The 18,824-nt window shown below is 57.0% G+C and carries 14 protein-coding genes and 2 riboswitches; of the genes, 3 read left to right on the top strand and 11 right to left on the bottom strand.

Annotation, left to right across the window (positions count from 1 at the left end; all coding sequences use genetic code 11):
- Positions 1 to 8: 8 nt before the first annotated feature.
- The 11 genes from BLQ12_RS11975 to BLQ12_RS11925 all read right to left on the bottom strand — a co-directional run bounded on the left by BLQ12_RS11975 (position 9) and on the right by BLQ12_RS11925 (position 15,512).
- Positions 9 to 935 carry a transposase gene (locus BLQ12_RS11975; protein WP_092210895.1) on the bottom strand — a complete coding sequence of 309 codons (927 nt, stop codon included), beginning with the start codon at positions 933 to 935 and terminating at the stop codon, positions 9 to 11.
- Positions 936 to 1,138: 203 nt separating this feature from the next.
- On the bottom strand, positions 1,139 to 1,903 hold the full coding sequence (locus BLQ12_RS11970) for an energy transducer TonB (RefSeq protein ID WP_092210894.1): 765 nt from the start codon (positions 1,901 to 1,903) through the stop codon (positions 1,139 to 1,141).
- On the bottom strand, positions 1,900 to 2,310 hold the full coding sequence (locus BLQ12_RS11965) for an ExbD/TolR family protein (RefSeq protein ID WP_092210893.1): 411 nt from the start codon (positions 2,308 to 2,310) through the stop codon (positions 1,900 to 1,902). Before BLQ12_RS11965 ends, BLQ12_RS11970 begins: the two co-directional genes overlap by 4 nt.
- 130 nt (positions 2,311 to 2,440) lie before the next feature.
- The gene (locus BLQ12_RS11960; protein WP_092210892.1) at positions 2,441 to 3,091 is read right to left on the bottom strand and encodes a MotA/TolQ/ExbB proton channel family protein; all 651 of its coding nucleotides are present in this window, start codon (positions 3,089 to 3,091) and stop codon (positions 2,441 to 2,443) included.
- Positions 3,092 to 3,640: 549 nt separating this feature from the next.
- Entirely contained in the window at positions 3,641 to 5,836 is a 2,196-nt protein-coding gene (locus BLQ12_RS11955; protein ID WP_092210891.1) for a TonB-dependent receptor plug domain-containing protein, read from the bottom strand.
- Positions 5,837 to 5,913: 77 nt separating this feature from the next.
- A riboswitch (cobalamin riboswitch) is annotated at positions 5,914 to 6,115 on the bottom strand.
- A 324-nt stretch (positions 6,116 to 6,439) separates the two neighbouring features.
- Positions 6,440 to 7,219 carry a sirohydrochlorin cobaltochelatase gene (locus BLQ12_RS11950; protein ID WP_092210890.1) on the bottom strand — a complete coding sequence of 260 codons (780 nt, stop codon included), beginning with the start codon at positions 7,217 to 7,219 and terminating at the stop codon, positions 6,440 to 6,442.
- 69 nt (positions 7,220 to 7,288) lie between these two features.
- Complete coding sequence (locus tag BLQ12_RS11945) at positions 7,289 to 11,218, bottom strand: cobaltochelatase subunit CobN (RefSeq protein ID WP_092210889.1); 3,930 nt, start codon at positions 11,216 to 11,218, stop codon at positions 7,289 to 7,291.
- Positions 11,219 to 11,700: 482 nt separating this feature from the next.
- Positions 11,701 to 13,707 (bottom strand): helical backbone metal receptor, encoded by a 2,007-nt coding sequence (locus tag BLQ12_RS11940; RefSeq protein WP_175469701.1) that lies wholly within the window; start codon positions 13,705 to 13,707, stop codon positions 11,701 to 11,703.
- A 49-nt stretch (positions 13,708 to 13,756) separates the two neighbouring features.
- Positions 13,757 to 14,125 carry a DUF2149 domain-containing protein gene (locus tag BLQ12_RS11935; protein ID WP_092210887.1) on the bottom strand — a complete coding sequence of 123 codons (369 nt, stop codon included), beginning with the start codon at positions 14,123 to 14,125 and terminating at the stop codon, positions 13,757 to 13,759.
- The gene (locus BLQ12_RS11930; protein WP_175469700.1) at positions 14,122 to 14,754 is read right to left on the bottom strand and encodes a MotA/TolQ/ExbB proton channel family protein; all 633 of its coding nucleotides are present in this window, start codon (positions 14,752 to 14,754) and stop codon (positions 14,122 to 14,124) included. The genes BLQ12_RS11935 and BLQ12_RS11930 overlap by 4 nt, the downstream gene beginning before the upstream one ends.
- A 20-nt stretch (positions 14,755 to 14,774) precedes the next feature.
- Positions 14,775 to 15,512 carry a DUF2162 family putative transporter gene (locus BLQ12_RS11925; RefSeq protein WP_092210885.1) on the bottom strand — a complete coding sequence of 246 codons (738 nt, stop codon included), beginning with the start codon at positions 15,510 to 15,512 and terminating at the stop codon, positions 14,775 to 14,777.
- A 210-nt stretch (positions 15,513 to 15,722) separates the two neighbouring features.
- Positions 15,723 to 15,932, bottom strand: a riboswitch (cobalamin riboswitch).
- A 136-nt stretch (positions 15,933 to 16,068) separates the two neighbouring features.
- Here BLQ12_RS11925 and BLQ12_RS11920 point away from each other — a divergent pair.
- From BLQ12_RS11920 to BLQ12_RS11910, 3 genes are read left to right on the top strand one after another with little or no spacing between them, the layout of a single operon-like run.
- A complete protein-coding gene (locus BLQ12_RS11920) occupies positions 16,069 to 16,983 on the top strand; it encodes an ABC transporter substrate-binding protein (protein WP_092210884.1) in 915 nt (304 codons plus the stop codon).
- Positions 16,980 to 18,002, top strand: coding sequence for a FecCD family ABC transporter permease (locus BLQ12_RS11915; protein ID WP_254782045.1), 1,023 nt, complete (start codon positions 16,980 to 16,982; stop codon positions 18,000 to 18,002). The genes BLQ12_RS11920 and BLQ12_RS11915 overlap by 4 nt, the downstream gene beginning before the upstream one ends.
- A complete protein-coding gene (locus BLQ12_RS11910) occupies positions 17,999 to 18,823 on the top strand; it encodes an ABC transporter ATP-binding protein (RefSeq protein ID WP_092210883.1) in 825 nt (274 codons plus the stop codon). Before BLQ12_RS11915 ends, BLQ12_RS11910 begins: the two co-directional genes overlap by 4 nt.
- Position 18,824 lies beyond the last annotated feature (1 nt).

The following is an 18,824-nucleotide window of genomic DNA, read 5'->3' as shown; positions in this document are numbered from 1 at the left end:
TCAGCTTTTTAGAAATCCGCAAGTCGTTTCAAGGAATACATGCCCTCTATACCCTTTACTCGTTTGGGAACTTTATCCCGTGTGGCATGAATCTTTTCCTTGAATGAGCCGTACGTTGTCTCAACGAACGCTTTCGAACCGATAATCCCTGAATCCGTAAAATACCGGGTTCGAAACCGGAATCGTCTCACCCGGGCAAGCTCAAACCCGTTGGCTGCCTCTTCATCAAAGACCTGTTTCGAAAGGGTCGCTTTTCCTTTTTTTTCTATGGAACCTACCTGGTAGAGAAATGTTCGGTACTCTTTCAGGCGAGTCAGGGGATCAGCCGTTCCGGAATCTTCCAGTCCTAAATCCAATGACAGGAAATCACTGTTGTTTCCCGTTTGAAGATGGTACCCGATGGAGCACCAGCGGTAATCTTCCGGTCGCTTCACAATTCCGGCACGCAGTGGGTTCAAATCTATATAAGCGAGGCAGTGGATCAGTGAGTTTCCCTGCTGCACGATGACACTTTTAAACCGCTCTCCCCAGAGGGTTCCTCTGCGATTTTTCCGTTTGTTGTAATAGTGGGAAAAACGTTGCTTGATGTCTTTGACATAGGCAGACAGGCTGCAGAACCTTTCCCGGTAGTCATTCAGCAATCCTTCCGGAAATTCCATGTCTTTGCCGTAGAGAAGCTGAAATCGTCGTTTCACCTCATCATCAGAAACCATGGATCCGGGGCTGACCTCCACAAGGAGGTGAAAATGGTTGCCCATAACGGCAAATCCCAACACGTCAACGACATAAACCGCCGAGAGTCGCTGGATAATGCTGAGCAGCTTGTCTTTTTCGATTTTTCCAAAGGGCAGACCGTCCAACGCGGTCCGACTGATCACATGGTAAGCGGTTTTTTGGCCTGAATCCGTGACAACCAAACGGGGAATTCGTGGCATAGCACCCTCCTTCCTGAATCTGGCTTTGATATTGAGACTGTTGAATGCGGAAAATCAATGTGTGGATATCGCCATTGGTTTAGCGGGCTACCGATGCGAACATTGTTCCATGGGTGTCGGGTAAAAGTCCAGCATAAAGAGCCTGTCCCTAAAAATACGATGCCCAGACATACGGACGCTCACGTATTATCGTATAGACGGTTTCATATTCCGCGCAGCTTAAATCTCACCGGAAGCGTAACCCAGGTGGGGTTGTCAGCTCCGCTGGCGGAAAATCGCCACTTCTTCACCCCTTTTACGGCGCTGCGGTCCAGCACGCCGTGTCCGCTTGATTTTTTCAGCTTTACCTCCTCCACGTGTCCGTCGCCGTTGACAAGGATATCCAGAAGGACCACTCCCTGGTAGCCACGCCGGATGGCAGCCTTGGGGTATCGGGGCTCCGGTGCGTAGACCGATGTGGGCTGGGCATCGGACTGGACGCCGCCCATGGCGGGGGCTGAGGCGGGCTCCGCTGTCTCTTCGGTGTCCTGGGTGGTGTTTTTTGCAACGGTGGCCTCCTCCGCCTCCCGTGCCCGGGTTTCGTCGGGCACAGGGGCCGGATCTTCAACAACCTCAGGGGGTGCGAGACGGGGGATTTCCTGTGCAGGCTGCTGCACAGGGACTTTCTTCTTTGCCACCTTGGGTTCCACGCGTTTGGGTTGCTTTCTCTTTTTTTCCTTTTTTTTCTTAACAGGCTTCTTGGGCTGTGCCTGTTTTTTTTGGGGGGGCGTCGTTTTCTTCGGGATTGGTTTTACAACCGCTTTGGCGGGTGCCGGTGCCTGCACCGAAGGCACGGTCATGGAAACGGAGATGGTTGTGCCGTGGGTGGGGGCAGACGGCGGGGCAACGGATGCTGTGGGCAAGGGAACCAGGAAAAATAACGCATGCAACAGGGCTGCTGCAAAGGCTGAAAGGGTCAGGCGATTCACGGCTTTGCGACCTCCGCCTGAAGGGCGATGTCACAGACGCCAGCTTCGCGGATGGTGTCCATGACGTGAAAAAGATTCTGGTACGACAACTCCTTGTGTCCGCTGAGGATGACCTGCTTTTTTGTCTTTCCCTCAAAGTACCGGGCTACCCTGGCGCCAAGTTCCGGCAAGGCCACCTCTTCTTTTCCCATGAACACACGGCCGTCTGCCTCCACGGACACGATGAGCTCCGTGGTCTCCTCCATGTGCTCGGCCTGTGCCGATTCCGGAAGCTCAAGCCGGATGCCGTTGTGGTAGCTCATGGAGAGCATGGCGTAGATAAAGAACACAAGCAGGAGAAATACCACGTCAATCAAGGGCAGCATGTCCGGTTTGTTTTTGATGCTGAAATCGCGTTTTACTTTCATCTGAAAACCCTTCTTTTTACAGACACCTCTGAGGTAAGGCGAATATCGCCCTTGTCTAAAGGCTTGCCAGCACGTCCAGCCCACCCCCCTGGTTCATGGGAGCGCTGCATGCTAAGTGAGTGTGCCTTTGTCACCTGCCCCCGGACACCTGCTTTTCTTTTTGGGGTCGGATCTCACCGGCGTTTGCCCTTTTTTCATAGGTAATCTCAAGGGATGTGGCGTATTTTTCGATGGAAAGGGCCGATGCTTCGGCGCAGGCGTTGAAGTAATTGCAGGGAAGAAGGGTCAGGATGCTGATGGAGAGGCCCGCCGCCGTAGTGATAAGGGCCTGGGCAATCCCCCCTGTAACCGCCTGGGGATCCCCGATGCCCTTGGCACCGAGCATATCGAAAGAGTGAATGATCCCCACCACGGTGCCCAGAATGCCGAGCAAAGGCGCCACGGTGACGATGGTTTCGAGAACCCCCATGAACCGGCGCATTTTGCGAAGCTCATCCGATGCCGCCGATTCCATGGCCATGGACATGGAGTAGTCGCGATGCAGGATCCCGTTGATGAGAATACGGATGATGAAGTTGTTGGATCCCCGGACAGCCAGGCGTATATCATCCCAAAGTCCCTTGTCGGCAAGGTCCAGGACCCGGTAGACGAGAGAGCGGTCCTTTTCCCGCCTGATGCGGAGCCAGAAGATGGTTCGTTCAATGATAAGGGTTAACGAAATAAAAGAACATAAGAGCAACGGAAGCATAAGGAATCCGCCGCTTTTCAATAAATGAATCATGTTGCCTGCACCTGTCCCGGAATGAAAAAACACCAAAGCCTCGCAGAAACAGAAACATTTCGGCAAGGCGCTGTGATAACAATGGATCAATCGATACTGACCGTTGCGATATATAGCATAGATCATGTACTAATGCGAGTTGATCCCATCAACAATAAATCTCCGGACCCGGCCCAAAATCATGGGAGGGGGGAGGGACGCCATTGTCCCTCCCCGGCCCCTGATTCCAACCACAGATCAGGAGATACACATGATGCTCCGAGTCAACGGGCGGAGCAACACCCCTTTCCGGCCCTTCCCTTTGCATTCGGCTCAAAAAGAACCGAACCGCCTCCGCAAGGAGGATCTCCCGCCCTCTTAGCAGCTGCCCAATCAAACAGCCAAAGACGGAAAAAAACGGGGGCGGCCTGCCCTGATGCGCCAGGCATGACCTTCATGGGGTTTTGAGGAGGCAACGATGCCACCTCGGTTCCCGCCGGTGTCACAGGTCCGGCGGAAAGTTGTATGCGAGGCAACCAGGCCCCGTCCGGGTCGTGGGGACCACCCGGATTAGTAGGACCAGGTTACCCCGGCAAAAAACTGGCGTCCTGGGATGGGATATCCCTGGATATAGGCTGCGTCTTCGTCAAAAATGTTTTTTACTTCTCCACGAAGGGACAGTGTTCCGAATGTATCGGTACTGATGACGCGTTTGGTTATGGTGAGGTTAGATACCGTGACACTGGCCAGCGTCACTTCCTCTTTTGTTTTAAACTGATGGTCGGTGACTTTCTGGCTACTGAGATACGAGACGCTCAGGTCGGCGAAAAAACCATCGAGATCGGTTAGGGAAATGCCTCCGGAAACCGTCGTGTCAGCGACTTTCTGAAGATCTTTATCTGTTTCGTCATCCTTGAACTCGTACAGATAGGTCACCGCAGCATAAGGTCGAAGCTCCCAAGCTCCGAACAGGTCGCCTATGGTGTAGGATACATCTCCCTCCACACCGCTGATGGTAGCTTCACCCAAGTTTTCCCAGGTGGAATCCCCGTCATCATTAACAGCGGAAACAATTTTGTCTTCGAAATCTGTCGTAAACAGAGTCAGGGCACTCCTCATTCCCCCTGCGTTTACGTCCATTCCTACTTCATACGTGCGGCTTTTTTCCGGGTCGAGGTCCGGATTCCCGACATAGTGTGTACCCGGATAGAATACCCCGCTCCAGGTTGACCCTGGAGTTGTGTGATCGTACGCAAGTTCTTTTGCAGAGGGCATGCGGAAGGCTTCCGCGACATTGGCCCTGATTTTTATATTTTTTGACACATTGTAGACGACCCCGAGGCTTGGGTTCATGTCGTCGTCACTTTCATCGCGTCCCTGTCCGCCAGAGACCTCAACTTCGTAGTGATCATACCGGGCACCACCGGTTATAATCATTTTGTTGTCAAGGAGTTTAGCCTTGGCAAGAGCAAATCCGGCCGTGTTGCTGAAATTTGTCTTCTTTGGGTCCCACGTTGCGTCAATATCGTAGTCCACCCAATCCACGCCGGTGGTCAGGCCAAAGGTCTCTCCAGCCCATGAAATTTGTGCCTGGGCGCCTTTACTGTCGGTCTCTTGGGAACTGACGTATCCTGAAGTCGGATCAGGATCAATCCATGAGTCTTTATCATTTCCACCGAACCAGCGTGCCTTCCATGCAAGCGATTCCGAGGCGTTGACACCGTCATAGGTGAGATCATACGAACTGTTTTCCGAATCTTTGTAGTTGTCCGGATCATTTTCGGTAATATAGCCAGGGTTCCCCACCTTGTCGGCGTCAAAAGCCGTGTATATCAGGCCGATGCGGTTGCCGGGCAAAAACTCAAAACCGGTGTTGATGCTGGCATGGAGAATCCCGTCGTTGCCTGTGTTGTTGTACTTGGTCCCGTTGCCGGTTTCGTAATCGCCCTCTTCTGAATGAGAAACCGCTGCAGAGAAATCGAATTTTCCAACCTGCCCGGATGCCCCCGATGCGAACTCTCTGTAGTGAGCAGAGCCGCCCTTGGCTTCAACGTAAACCGTGGGTTTGGCATCTCCTTTTTTGGTGATCACGTTGACGACACCACCCATGGCGGCCGAACCATACTGGACAGCTGCGGGCCCTTTAATAATTTCAACCCGCTCAATGTTTTTTGTGAGAATTTTTGCTGCGTTTCCGGTCCCTGCGCGACGCCCGTCGATGAGTATCAACACATGGCCCATGAGGTCATTCCCGTGTGATTCGGTGCTGAAACCGCGGATCGTTATACCGCTCAGTGCGCCGGGATACTGCAGAACCTGTACGCCGCCTTTTTCGGAGAGGAGTTCGCCCAAATCCTTTGCAGACGAGTTTTCGATAACTTCCGCATCAATCACGGTCACAGCCGCCGCCACTTCCGTAATGCTCTCCTTGGCCCGCGAGGCGGTGACCACATATTCATCCAGGGCAGTGTCGGTGGCCCAGGCCGGGGAGGTGCCAGCCACCCAGGCGGCGACGGCACCGATCATCAGACTTTTTCTCATTGCTTTTCCTTCCAAAAACATAAGACTTCGTTTTGCACCGGAGGTGTCGATCCTCCATGCAGAACGACCACCTGAACCATTGCTGTGCCAAATTTCGAGGGATTGTTTTCGTTCGAAGGGGATGGAAAGAGGAGAGAAAAGAGACACCTCGGGCGTATCGCCCAAAACAAAAAAGCCCCATGCCGTCCCTTGATGATGAAGGGGGCATGGGGCCGTTTTTCCCATGTCGTCTGATCAGGTCTCCAGTTCCTACCGCGAGAACGAAACCCCTCACATGTCACCGGCTGAGCATCAGCTTCAGGACATGTGAATTCACTCTGGCAGGTCTTCTGACTTCCGGATCATACGAACTCTCGCACCTTCCCGCCCTTTGAAGAGCAGTGGTGTATTTACGAAGTTCGTCCCCGGTTACAGCGGCGGGCCCGTCCCCGATTCTCACGGGGTTCCCTTTTAAGCAGCTTCCCTTCGTGGGGGAGAGCATGCACCAAAGATCAATTTGTATGTTTATCTACACAAGATATTCGACGTGTGTCAAACACTTTCTTGTCTTTTTTGTCACCTTTCGTGGTTGCAAAAGTCGGGCACGGTTCTTCTGTTTAGAAAAATCCATAAAAAACAGATACAAAGCACCAATATTGCTCCCAATGTCCACGTCACTGCCTTTGGTTTTTTTATAGTAAAAGCATCTTGAGAAATGTTGACTCAGCACTCCCAATGACCTGAACAAAAAAATAAGCGTACACATCGCACATGACAGTCGCTGTTATGCAAGGGAAAGGTGCGGCGGAAATCAGCGTTCAGGCGACTCACCTTGCCCCCAATCAGCCATCACACAGCTTCTGATTCAAGGACCATGTCCATGGCCTCTTCCAGGTGGCGGATAAAGAGGCGCACAATCTCCGGCATGTACCCGATGCCCCGATCGATGAGTGTGGCATCGATGCCTTCTGCGGCAAACAGATTTTTCCAGGAGTCCTCTTCATCCCCTGCCAGGTCTTCCAGGTAGTGCACCCCGGCCACGAGCATCAAAGGAACGATCTTCACCCGGGTAAAACCAGCCGCTTTGACGGCGCTTACCACATCCTCCGCCTCGGGGAAGCCCTCCACCACCCCCGTGAAGGTGCCGGGACCGTATGTGTTTTTCAGCATGGCATCCAGGGCAAAGTACGTGGTCCAGGCCGGGTGGTCGGTACCGTGACCGATAAACAGGGTCGCTTCATCCTCACGATCCGACACCAGGTGCCCCATGGCGTCCACCACCCAGCGGCAGTCTTCAGGAGAGGTGATGAGGGGGAGCCCCACGGAGATTCGAGGCGTTCCGGTATGGACTTCATCAAGGAGCCGGGTAAATTCATGGCCGCAGATGAGGTGCATGGATTGCATCACGGCCCAGTCTTTTCCCTCACCGGCCAGCTCGGCCAGCACCTCGTGGGGATGGGGAAAATGGCGTCCTTTTTTTTTCATGACATCCCGGACCATCCGTGATGACCAGGCCCAGCGCACCTCGTGTTCCGGAAAACGCTGTTTGATGGCCTCGTCAATGACGTTGTAGGTCTCAAGGGCCTTGCTGGTGGTCCCGAAGGCCACGGGTACGATGACCGGTTTCATATATTCCTCCAAAATGATGGTGTGTGACGGTTTGATTACGTCTAATTTACATTGCCTTCGCATAGGGTTTCAAGGCGCCTCCACCCTGCCCATGCCCCAGGCAAACAGCCCGATAAAACCCAGGAGAAAAATGGCAGCATACCACATCACCCCTGATGAGGAGAGTTTTGTGGTCTCTTCCTTGGTTTCGATTTTATCCAGTTTGTATCCCTGGACCTGCCGGGCACCGCTGCCGGTCTCTGTCACCTCAGGCTTTTCAGCTTCTGCCTTGCTCGCCGGATCCGTTGCCCGGGATGCCTCGGTTTTGTCTGTGTCTGTGCTGGATTGGGGACTCGCAGCTGCCAGGACCCTGTCGTGGAGGGCCGCCTGTTTTGCCTGCTGATCATCAAGGGTTGTGCCCACGGCCTCTTCCATGGCCAGGGTGAATTTTTCCACCATCTCCGGGGAGAGCATGCCGGGCATGGAGATGAGGGTCACCACCATCTGGTTCAGCATCGGATTGTTGCAGGTGTGATCGCAGCAGGCCACGCCTTTTTCCACCACGCCCACGGCATACTCTTTGGCCAGGTTTTTCGTCACGGCTTCATCCGGGGTCCAGTACCCTTTCCTGACGGACTCCAGCATGCGGGCGGTGAGGGACTGATACGCCCAGGGGTTGGCCTTGTTGAAAAATGTTTTCAGGTCGAGCCCGAGGCTGTCATTGACATAGACGTCGTAGGTCTGCTGCCAGGAGGTCTCCTTGACGGCGTGGGGAACGGTCACCTGCCAGCCCCACATGTACTCCACAAAATTGGACATCTCCCGGGCCCCGGCGTAGTCCTCTGTTTTCATGGCCGCGATCCATTTGGGATTGATGTAGCGGCTCCTGAGTTCCCGGCCGATGGTTTTGTCGATGCCCTCCACGGTGACGGTGTCCGGGCGGCCCTGGCGGGTCAGCACCACATCGGGGCGGGTGCCCGTCTCTTTTTCCACGGCAAGGGAGAGCCCCCCCAGGTACTGAAAGACATCGTCGTTGTCCATGGTGCCGTACAGGGTCGATGAGCTGCTGTGGACCGTTGCCGTCACGTTTTTCAGGTTTTCGGCCAACAGGTTTTGCGCCTCCACGCCCCAGAGCCCCTGCCCGAAGGCAAACCCGGTTCGTCGTTTCCAGACGTCGGCGATCTCCTGGTCGGATTCCCAGAAGCCGCTCATGCCGGTCATCTCCGAGACCCCGTTGCCGTAGGTCCCGGGTTTGCCCGTAAAAATGCGAATCCGGGAGAGGATCTCGGCGCGGTCAGGGGAAATCCCTTTGGCTTCCAGCGTTTTTCGGGTCCGTGCGCTGTGCTTTGCAAGGAAATTTTCCACGTCATTGGCTGCGATGGCCTGCTGAACAGCCTTGTCCAGAAGTTTCATCTTCTCCGGGAACAGGTCCCTGTAAAGTCCCGACGGGTTGATGAGCACGTCGATGCGCGGCCGTCCCAGCATGGCTCCGGGCACCACCCGCGTGCCGGTGACGCGTCCGGAGGCATCCCACACCGGTTCCATGCCCATGAGCCAGAGGATGGTGCCTTCGTTGATCCCCTCGTTGCGGAGGGTCTCCGTAGCCCAGAGGACCACGGCCACTTTCTCTGGAAAGCCCCCCTTTTCCTTTACCTGTCGCTGGAGAATCTGTTCCCCGGCTTTGGCCCCGAGTTCCCAGGCCTCTTTTGTGGGGATTTTCGCAGAGGAGATGCCGTAGAAATTTTTACCCGTGGGAACTGACGGCGGATTTCGAATGGGGTCGTTGCCCTCCCCTGCCGGGACAAAGCGACCGGCAAGGGCCCGCATGGTCCGCTCCAGCTCCAGCTCACCCGAGTCACGGATCCCTTTGGCCATGGCCTCGGTGTCAAGGCCGGGCCGCAGCTCCTTTGCCAACAAGGAAAAGTCTGCGGCCTCTTTACCTGAAGGCGACACGCCGAAGGTGTGGAGCCCGTGGGGCATAAGGGTCTCCTTCAGCTCCAGGATAGCGTGCTCCAGGGTTTCGACCTCGTCATCGTCGTAGCTGGAAAGGGAGAGCTCTTCGTGGAACCCGGTTTTGACGGCCAAGGCCTTGATCTCTTCCAGGATGGCAGGCACGGTGGCGCTGCCAACGGCCCGGCCCCGGGTGAGACGGTTGATGAGTTCGTAAAGGGTTGCGTAGTCGCTGTGGAGCCCCGCCTTCTGGAACAGGGGCGTCATGTGGTCGATGATCACCCCGCGGCCTCGCCGTTTGGCCTGGATCCCCTCCCCCACGTCATCGACAATGTAGGGATAGACATTGGGCAGGTCCCCCACCATCACCTCGGGCGGGCAGGAGGGGGAAAGTCCGGCCTGTTTGCCCGGAAGCCACTCGTAGGTGGCATGGGTGCCCAGGTGGATCATGGCATCGGCTTTAAACCCGTTCTGGATCCAGAGGTAGGCCGCGATGTACTGATGGTGGGGCCAGACGCTGGGATCGTGGTAGAGCTTCATGGGATCGTCCCCCCACCCCCTGGAGGGCTCGGGCATCATCACCAAATTCCCTGCGGTCACCACCGGAAGGATGAACTGCCCGTCCTTAACCATGATGGTGGAAGCCTCAGGAGCCCCCCACTGCTTAATCACCGCATCCTGAAAGCCTTGTGGCAGCTGGCGGAACCACTCCGCGTAGGTGGCCACCGGAATCCGCACCACCTTGCCCGCGGCCATCAGTTTGTCCAGCTCGCCGGGGGCCCAGGAGCCGATGTTGCGACCCGTGCGCAGGATCATCTCCTTGATGGCGGCCTCGGAAAGATCTCCGGTGGTCCCCATGTGGTACCCCTCCTGCCGGAACCGGGCCGTAAGGGCTTCGATGGACCGAAACACATTGAGGTAACTGGCGCCGATGTTCTGTTTGCCCTGGCTGTGGTTGTAGTAGAGAAGGGCCAGTTTTTTTTCGGGGTTGGGCTTGCGTTGCAGGGCGATCCACCGTTTGAGACGGGGCATGAGCCGAACCATGTTCTCCTCGATGGGAACGGTTGCAAACAGGGGTTTTCCCTTTTCGGGACCCTGGATTTTCACTTTGCCTTCCAGGGGCGTCGGCTCGATGAGGCCTGAAATTTCGGGATTTCCCACCGCCCACATCAGATCGGTGACAGGAATGCCCACTGGGTCCGTTCGCCAGGCATCTATTTTTAATGAATAGAGGGTAACGGCGTTGATCACGGGCACGTCAAGGTCCCGCAACCCGTTTTTCGTGGGCTCGGAAAGGGCCGAGTAGAACTTCATGGAAAAGGCAAGGACCAGGTCCACCCGGCCGTTTCGATGTTCGTCCAGGAGAAAGCGATCGAAGAGGACTTTCTCCCGTCCGAAACAGGGCAGGACATTAAAACCCTCTTTCTCCAGACCCTTGATGATGGTCGCAGCCGACCCATCGGCCCCTCGCAGCACCGACGGCGTGTAAAAGGTAACGCCGATCCATGGCGCGCCGGGAATTTCCCGGTACCAGGAACGATAGGCCTCCCACGAGTCGAAAAGCGTGGGCGCATCCGGATGGTAGATCCCGCTTTCGATACGCACCGGCTCCCCGGCGCAGCCCTCGGTGCGATTCAGGGAAACGGCCACAGCGCAGCGAACCATGGCGGCGACATTGGCCTCGGTGAGCACCGAATACCACCCCCGGATTTTTTCATCGAACCGGTACCCCTTCTTCTTGAGCCCCTCGGTGTCCCGTGAGCCGCGCAGGGCAAACACGGTTTTTTCGGAGAGGTCCACGTGGGTGTCCAGGTATGCGGGAAGCTCCCGGTGCATGACGTCCACCAGAATTACATCCGAGGAGCGCAGAAAATTCCGGGATTTCTCGGTGCTCGAAAGCTCGGCGTGTGTAAAATACCGGGCCTCAATGTCCTCGGTGTCGCTGAGTTCGGAGAGCCCGCGGCTCACCACACCGGTGTCCGACTCGCTGATGACAAGGGAGACGGTGGTGGCGTAGGCGGAGACCGCAAAAAAGAAACAGGCCAGACATGTGGCGACAAATACTCTCAATGACAATGCCTTCTTGTGGGTAAATCAGGTTAAAAAATACAAAAGCGATGCCTCCGGCGGCAAGGTGACGCCACCTTGAAAGCGGGTTTGCGAATGCTCTACGGCTGTCGGTACTCCGGGCGCCTCGCGTTCGCATTCGCGTGAAGGGTGAGGGGGATGCCTCGTACGTCGCAAATGCATGAGCTGCCGGTGCTCCCGTGTCAATTCATGGGTTAACAGTAACCGGAATAACTCCGGCGGCAACGTGTGCCACCTTGAAAGCAGGTTGCGGATGCGTTTTTCCCCTCGCTTGTCGCGCCGTAGCCCCCTGGATGTCGGTCGAACAATGACGCATACACATGGGCGTAGGCGGATTCCTCGGGGAAAATCACATCCGCCTTTGACCAAGGCTGGACAGAATCTGTTTTTTTAACCTATTTGTTAAACTTTTTAAAAGTTTAGCCCCCGGCAGGGCCGCCGGAGGCATACGCTGAACAGTTCCCTTATTTTTTGTATTCAATCCCCTTAAGCAGGGCGTCCACGGCAAGGCCCAGGGGTTTGGGCAGATCGGTGTCCCCGGTGAAGCTCCTGTCGGGAACCTGTCCCCCTGCGATCTCCTTTGCCATTTCGTTGCACCAGCCTGTGTAGGCAGACAGGTCTGTGACCAGCCCGCGTTCCCAGGCATCGGAGAGGGCCATGGCGGTCTCCAGAAAGGCGGCGTACCGGGGTTCCAGCAGGAGGGTTTCCAATTTGGCGTAGGCGGGGGTGCCCGTGCCGCCGGAGGTGGTGTTGCAGGGGCAGGAGCTGTCTCCCACAAGGTCGGAGACGGTGAGCTGCCGATCCTTGAGGCGCCTGAACACGCTGCGATGCGGGGTCAGGCCGTTTTGCTTGAAAATCGCCTCGGTAACGGCTTCATAGACCGCCGTGGCGATAAGCTCGCCCATCTTGGTGTGGCCCCCGGCGTTGTCAACGGAAACGCCCTCCCCTTCGGCAATGAGAATGTTGTCCGTGCCCGTACCCGTGGCAGAGTTCACCAAGGGGGTGTAGCTGCTTCGCACGTCCAGGTCCTGGAGGGCGGCGGTTTTCCCTTCGGTGGCCGAGATCACGGCGCGGCTCATGGCCCGCCTTGAAAGATGCATGTTGGGCAGGATCAGGATGTTGATGGTGCCGGGCTCGTAATAGCTGCCGGTGTCCTTGCCCATGCGCATGGCGTTGGAACAGACCCCGGCTGTTGCCAGCACCGTGACGCTCATGTCCCGGAAGGAGGCTGTTTTTTTGCTGAAGTTGTCCATGTCCGCGCCGGTGAAGAGAAAACTCGTGGTCTCCCCTTTGACCCCCAGCATGGCGAAGATGTCCTGCTTCATGCCCTCAAAGCCCCCTTCGTGGGCCAGCCGCCAGCACTGGGGCGGCATGTAGTTGTTGCCCACGGTGGATATGTTCTCCTGCCAGCCGTCCAGGGTCGAGAGGATTGTCTTCGGGGAGGTGAAGGCAACCTCCAGGCTCTTGGACGAAAAATCGTAGAGGATGGCGTGGTTCAGGGTCGCTTTTTTGACGTACTTCAGGTCAAGGGGGACCGGGATCCGATCGTTGACGGCATCGGGGTGGATCTGGTTTTTCCGAAGGGAGAATTCTGCGGAATAGAGATTTGAAGCCAGCCAGGAGACAAAATAGCCCACATGGGTGGATGCCCGGCAGGTGAGCTCGCAGGGGTAATAGTCGATGCGGTTGTTTTTAACGGCGGGAACCGAGCCGAAGGCCGGGTTGGCAAAGAGCAGCTCGGCTGCTTTTTTGTCCCCGCCGCATCCGTAGATCACGTCCGGATTAAAGGCGAGAAACTCCCCGTCGGTGAGGGAAATCACCGCGCCGTCTCGTTTGATACCGTGGGGGATGCCCCCGGCCAGTTTGATGAGCTCCTGCTGAAAGGAGTCGGCCCCGGGGGTCATGATGCTGGTGCGTCCCATGAGCCGCAGCACCCGTTTGCGTTTGGCTGGCGGAATGGCCGCCATTTTCTTTTGGATATCGGCAAGGATGCGCCGGTTGTCGGTGACAATTTTTTCCGCACCGGCCTCGCAGCCCATGATGCGTCCCATGAGCCTTATCTGCTCAAAGGCCTCTTCCACGGAGCCCGGGTCCAGGCGGACAACCGGGATATGTCCGCTTAAGGCGTCCATGACCTCCTTTTGGATGCCGGAGGCAAACACCAGGTCGGGATTGAGCGTGAGGACTTTGTCCACGGAGGGCTTGAAAAAACCTCCCACCACGGTTTTCGTGTTGGCCGCCGGCGGCCAGGTGTCGTGGAGGGTGACCCCCACCACCTGCTCGCCCGCCCCCATGACAAAAAGGGCTTCGGTGAGGGAGGGAACCAGGGACACCACACGGGTCGGCGGGTGATCAAAGGCAAGGGTGCTGCCTGTGGAATCGGTGACGGTGGCGGCCCAGGACGCCGGAAGGTAAAAAAAACAAAAAAGAGTGAGGATGGCCCCTGCCGCCCCCTTGCAAATCCATTTCATAGTCTGGTTCCCCGGTTGAGAGTCGTGTGAGTGTGCATGGCGCAGGCGGTCAATCCGATGCGGCTTCGGTTCCGTCGGGCACATAGACCATGGACCCGTCTTCCAGTTGATAGGCCACGCCCATGCGGTGCCCCTCTCCCTCTCCCATGCTTTTGGAGACTTTCAGCGCTTCGATTTTTCGCTTTGATTTGGTGATGATCTCCATTTCTCCGTTTTTGTTTTTTTTAACAATGGTCATCTCGCTCTCTTCGTTGAAGAGGTCGTGGAGGCGATAGGTGGAAAAAAGGGTCACGATGAGCCCCACGATAAAGACCAGGCCGATGTCAAAGAGGTTGGCCACCCCGTCCATGGGGTCCGAGGCCATGGGCCGGCCCTGCACTGCTCCGGTTGCATAGCGGCGTTTTTTCAGGTACCTCATGCCGCCTCCCCGGCGGACGCCCCTGTTGCACCGTTGTGCGGGGAACCGGCCAGGGCTTCGGTGGCCACCTCCATGTTCAGGAGGTCCTCATCTGCCCAACGGTTTTTCACCACAAGGAAAAGATAGGCCAGAAGCCCCACGGCAAGGCCCACCACCGTGGTGGTAAAGGCGATGACCAACTCGGAGGAGAGCATGGACAGGTCTCCCTGCCCTAAAGCGGCAAGGCCCGTTCCCATGGGTATCAGGGTCCCGATAAGCCCCAGGCCCGGACCCACGCGGACCACCAGGCGATACATGTCCAAGGAGGAAAAAAGTCGGCGCGTGGCCTCTTGCAGCAGGCTTTCGACCTCCAGATCGGAGGCGCCACCGTTTTTTTCAAGGAGCCCCTTTAACCGCGCCACATACCGGCTCACGCGGGGCGTGGTGTACAGGGCGTGGTCGGGCTTGAAAAAGAGATCCGGTCCGTCGGTGTCCCGGACGATCCGGTGGCGGCGCACCCATTCAGAAAAAAGAGCCCCCCCGCACACCACGGCCCAGAAGGTGAGAAAGGCCAGGAGGATAAGGACCGGGTAGAGAAGGGAGGAGGAGACCACATAGATGTAACTTTTAATCAAAGCTGCCGTTTGCACGTACGAATCCTTAAAAAACGTCAATGAGTATGAATAAACCGATCCGCGCAGACACCGGCGCTGAACAGGCAACATCCGAAAACGAGCACCCACAGGGGGGCACTTCCCGGGTCGCGGGCCGCGTCGGTGGCGCTGGACGCCATGGCAAACACATCCGGCAGTTCAGAGACATGGGGAACCACCAAGACGGTGAGGAGAAACCAGAGTGCTGCAAAGACCATCATCGTCCCCATCACATGGTGTGGGGTGTCAAACCGCTCGCCCAGGCCCCGGGCGATAAAAAATCCGGCAGAGGCCACAACAGCGAAAACGCCCCAGGCCATGGCGGTCATGGCAAAGGCCGTTTCCGGAAAAAAACTTATGACAAAGGCAACGGTGAGTAAAATCACCCCCATACACACCGGGCACGGCAGGGCAAAAAGCAGCCAGCCCCGGACGGGACCCGTTTCTGTTGAAGGTTTTTTCAGCAAGGCGGTGCCCCACACGAGGAGAAGCGAGGCCATGGCAGCGTGAACAGCCATGGCCCACTTCACCAGGTGCTCTACGATAAGGAGCTGGTTTAAGAGATTTACACGGGTAAGGAGCAGGTAACTCCCGGCAAACAGGAGGGTATAGGCAAGGGCCGCTGCCCCGAGAAAGGTGAATTGACGCCCCTTGTTCCCTTGTTCCGCCCACCCGCAGGCCAGGCCGATGCCGCATTTGGCGGCGTAAATTCCCATGGTAAAGACCAATCCGGCAATCAGGCTTTTCCATTCCATGGCAATTGACTCCTTCCTGTGATGCGGCAACGGCGTGGTATCCGTTGGAATACATATAAAAAAGGCCGGGATGGAGGGTGCGGGTCATAAAAACAAAAAATCCCCGCACCTCTGGTTCAAGGTGCGGGGATCCGTATTTTCCCACATAAAAAGGCGTGGCACACAAAAAAGCATGCATCGCAGCGCATCTCGGCCTTTACCACGGGCGTAGAGACAATCTCCATCCAGGCAGGTCTTCTGACTCGCGGATCACTCCGTTCGGCGCGCCTTCCCGAGTGTCTTGCAACACCCAGTGGCATGGTGGCCGAAACAGTCCCCACTTACAGCGGCGGGTCCGTTCCCGAATTTCACGGGATTCCCTATTCTCTTCCCCCCTTGCTCCGTGCAAAGGTGAAAAGCACCTGAATTTCTCGTTTACTATTCCATAGAAATGTCCTATGTCAAGGATAATTTTCCCTTGTGGGGAGAATCCGGCAATCAGGCTCGAACCCTTTGGATTCAAGCATATCCACGGATGTGCGGGGACCCGATCCCATGGGAGCTCACTGATAACATCATGAAAAATCGAGCCTTACGCGTTATCCTTATCCTCGCTTTGGGTATGTTCTGCAGCGGCCTTTCCGTTTCACCCGGAGAGGCAAAGACATTCACCGATACCACAGGCTGTACCGTCACGGTTCCTGACCGTCCCCTTCGGGTGGTGTCTTTGGCCCCCAGCATCACAGAGATCGTCTTTTCCCTGGAAAAGGGATCCTTCCTTACCGGTGTCACCCGCTACAGCGATTACCCGGAAGCGGCAAAAAAACTTCCCCGGGTCGGAAGCTACATTCGCCCCGAGCTTGAAACCATTGTCTCTTTAAAGCCAGATCTTTGCCTGGCGGTGAAGGACGGGAACCCGGAAAAAGTGGTGGAGCGGATAAAGGCCTTCGGCATTCCCGTGTACACGGTCAATCCGGATGGCATTGATACCATCATCCGTTCTATCAATGAGATAGGCGATCTCCTTAATGCAACCTATAAAGCACGGGCCATCACCGGAGCCATGGAGGCACAGCTGGCCTCCATCGACCGGGCCATTGCCGGGGTGGCCCACAAGCCACGCCTCTTTTTCCAGATCGGCATCTCCCCCATCGTGTCCGTGGGCACACACACCTTCCTCGATGAGATGATTCGGCGGGCCGGCGGAGAGAACATCGTCACCAGCAAGACCCCCTACCCCCGATTTTCCAAAGAGCAGGTGCTGGCACTGGCTCCTGAGATGATCATCATCACCTCCATGGCCAGAAACGACGACTTTGAGTCGGTGAAACAAGGGTGGGAGAGCTGGCCCTCCCTTCCCGCCGTTCAAATGAACAACATCCATATCGTGAACTCGGATATCCTGGATCGCCCCACGCCGCGCGTGGTGGACGGCCTGGCCATGCTGGCGGCCCTGATCCACCCCACCCTTTTCAAGGAGGCGGTTCGGTGAGCGACACATCCCGGGTACAGGGGCGCCTTTTTCGACGTATCCTCTCCATCACCGCCCTGCTCTCCCTGATTCTGGGGGCTGCGGTTGTCCTTGGACTGGCCACCGGTCCGTCCGGCATCGACCTTCATCCGGTGGTGCAGCTTCTGACGGGCAGTCTTGATGCGGACAGTCTGCAGCTCGCCATCATTGAGCGCATCCGCCTGCCCCGGGTCCTCATGGCCCTGTTCTGCGGGGCGGTGCTCTCCCTGGGGGGACTGGTGTTTCAGGCCCTTCTGGGCAACCCCCTGGCCGAGCCCTATATCCTGGGCATCTCCGGCGGTGCGGCCACCGGGGCCATCATGGGGATCCTTGCCGGGTTTGCACGGGTCCCGGGGGTGAGCCTCACGGCCTTTGCCGGCAGCATGACCACCCTGTTTCTGGTCCTTCTCCTTGCCAGGGGTGAAAGCCGGGTGGGCCGGGACGCCATGCTCCTGTCCGGTGTCATGGTCAACGCCTTCTGCTCGGCGGTGATCATGTTTCTCATCTCCATCTCCGAAGAGAACAAGCTCCACGACATCATGTTCTGGCTCATGGGGGACCTTTCGTCTGCAGACATGTCCCAGGTGGGGCTGGTGGCCCTTCTGGTGCTGCCCTGCTTTGTCGTGATCTTTCTTCTCTCCCACAAGATGAACCTGATGCTCATGGGGCGCGAAATGGCACGGGCCATGGGTGTTTCGATCCGCCGCACCACCCTTGTCCTTCTTGTAGCCACCTCCTTTATGGTGAGTGCCATGGTCTGCCAGAGCGGGCTCATGGGGTTTGTGGGCCTGGTGGTGCCCCATATCCTCCGGCAGGTGTTCGGCTCGGATCACCGGGTGCTGGTGCCTGCCACCATCGTGGGCGGAGGGGCCTTCATGGTGATCTGTGACCTGCTGGCCCGGTGGATTCCACGGGAAGGGGAAATTCCCGTGGGGGTCATCACCGCCATCCTGGGTGCTCCCTTGTTCATCATGCTTCTTAAAAGGAGGGGCCGATCGTGACAACGAATTGTGCGACGCCTTGCTCTCCCCTTTCCACATGCGGCCTCTCCACCGGTTACGGCGACCATGAGGTGCTCACGGACATCAGCCTCTCCATCAAAAGGGGCTCTTTTTTCATCATCGCCGGGCCCAACGGCACGGGAAAAACCACCCTGCTGAAATGCCTGGCAGGCCTTGCCCGCCCCCGAAAAGGCGAAGTCTCCATGGATGACACCCCACTTTCCCGCTTGAGTCGGCGGGAACTTGCGCGCCGCATCGCGTTTCTGCCCCAATCCGTTGAGAGTGCTTTTACCTTGACGGTACGGGAGGTGGTTCTCATGGGGCGGGCGCCCCATCTGGGCATGCTGGGCTTTCACAAAGAGGAGGACCTGGCCCTTGCCGAAGAGGCTATGGCCTTTACCGATGTGCTGCACCTGGCAGACCGGTCGGTGGATGCCCTCAGCGGCGGAGAAAAACAGCGGGTCTTCATCTCCCGGGCCGTGTGCCAGCAGCCCGAGTTCATTCTCCTGGACGAGCCCACCTCGGCACTGGATCTGGCCCATCAGGTGCGTATCATGGATTTGATGGAGCGGTTGAAGCATGAACGGGGAACGGGGGTGGTGATGGTCTCCCACGACCTGAACCTGGCCGCCATGTACGCCGATGCCCTCTGCCTTATCCATCGGGGAGCCGTGGCGGCCCTGGGGACCCCGGCGGAGGTTTTGGAGAAAAACCGGCTGGAAACCGTGTATGGGTGCAGGTTGTTTGTGGAAGAGAGCCGGGTGGCGGGGACCTTGCGCATTACCCCTGTTCCGGCCAGGGTGGCCGCCTCGACGGCATAAG

Source organism: Desulfoluna spongiiphila, assembly GCF_900101345.1.
In the GTDB taxonomy this organism is placed as follows: Bacteria; Desulfobacterota; Desulfobacteria; order Desulfobacterales; family Desulfolunaceae; genus Desulfoluna; species Desulfoluna spongiiphila.
The sequence above is the reverse complement of the archived record's forward strand: the minus strand, read 5'-3'. Positions and strand labels throughout refer to the sequence as shown.

Coding starts and splice junctions, on each gene's coding strand:
- BLQ12_RS11975 (WP_092210895.1), bottom strand. CDS start 935: ATGCCACGAATTCCCCGTTTGGTTGTCACGGATTCAGGCCAAAAAACC.
- BLQ12_RS11965 (WP_092210893.1), bottom strand. CDS start 2,310: ATGAAAGTAAAACGCGATTTCAGCATCAAAAACAAACCGGACATGCTG.
- BLQ12_RS11960 (WP_092210892.1), bottom strand. CDS start 3,091: ATGATTCATTTATTGAAAAGCGGCGGATTCCTTATGCTTCCGTTGCTC.
- BLQ12_RS11955 (WP_092210891.1), bottom strand. CDS start 5,836: ATGGGAAAAACGGCCCCATGCCCCCTTCATCATCAAGGGACGGCATGG.
- BLQ12_RS11950 (WP_092210890.1), bottom strand. CDS start 7,219: ATGAAACCGGTCATCGTACCCGTGGCCTTCGGGACCACCAGCAAGGCC.
- BLQ12_RS11940 (WP_175469701.1), bottom strand. CDS start 13,707: ATGAAATGGATTTGCAAGGGGGCGGCAGGGGCCATCCTCACTCTTTTT.
- BLQ12_RS11935 (WP_092210887.1), bottom strand. CDS start 14,125: ATGAGGTACCTGAAAAAACGCCGCTATGCAACCGGAGCAGTGCAGGGC.
- BLQ12_RS11925 (WP_092210885.1), bottom strand. CDS start 15,512: ATGGAATGGAAAAGCCTGATTGCCGGATTGGTCTTTACCATGGGAATT.
- BLQ12_RS11920 (WP_092210884.1), top strand. CDS start 16,069: ATGAAAAATCGAGCCTTACGCGTTATCCTTATCCTCGCTTTGGGTATG.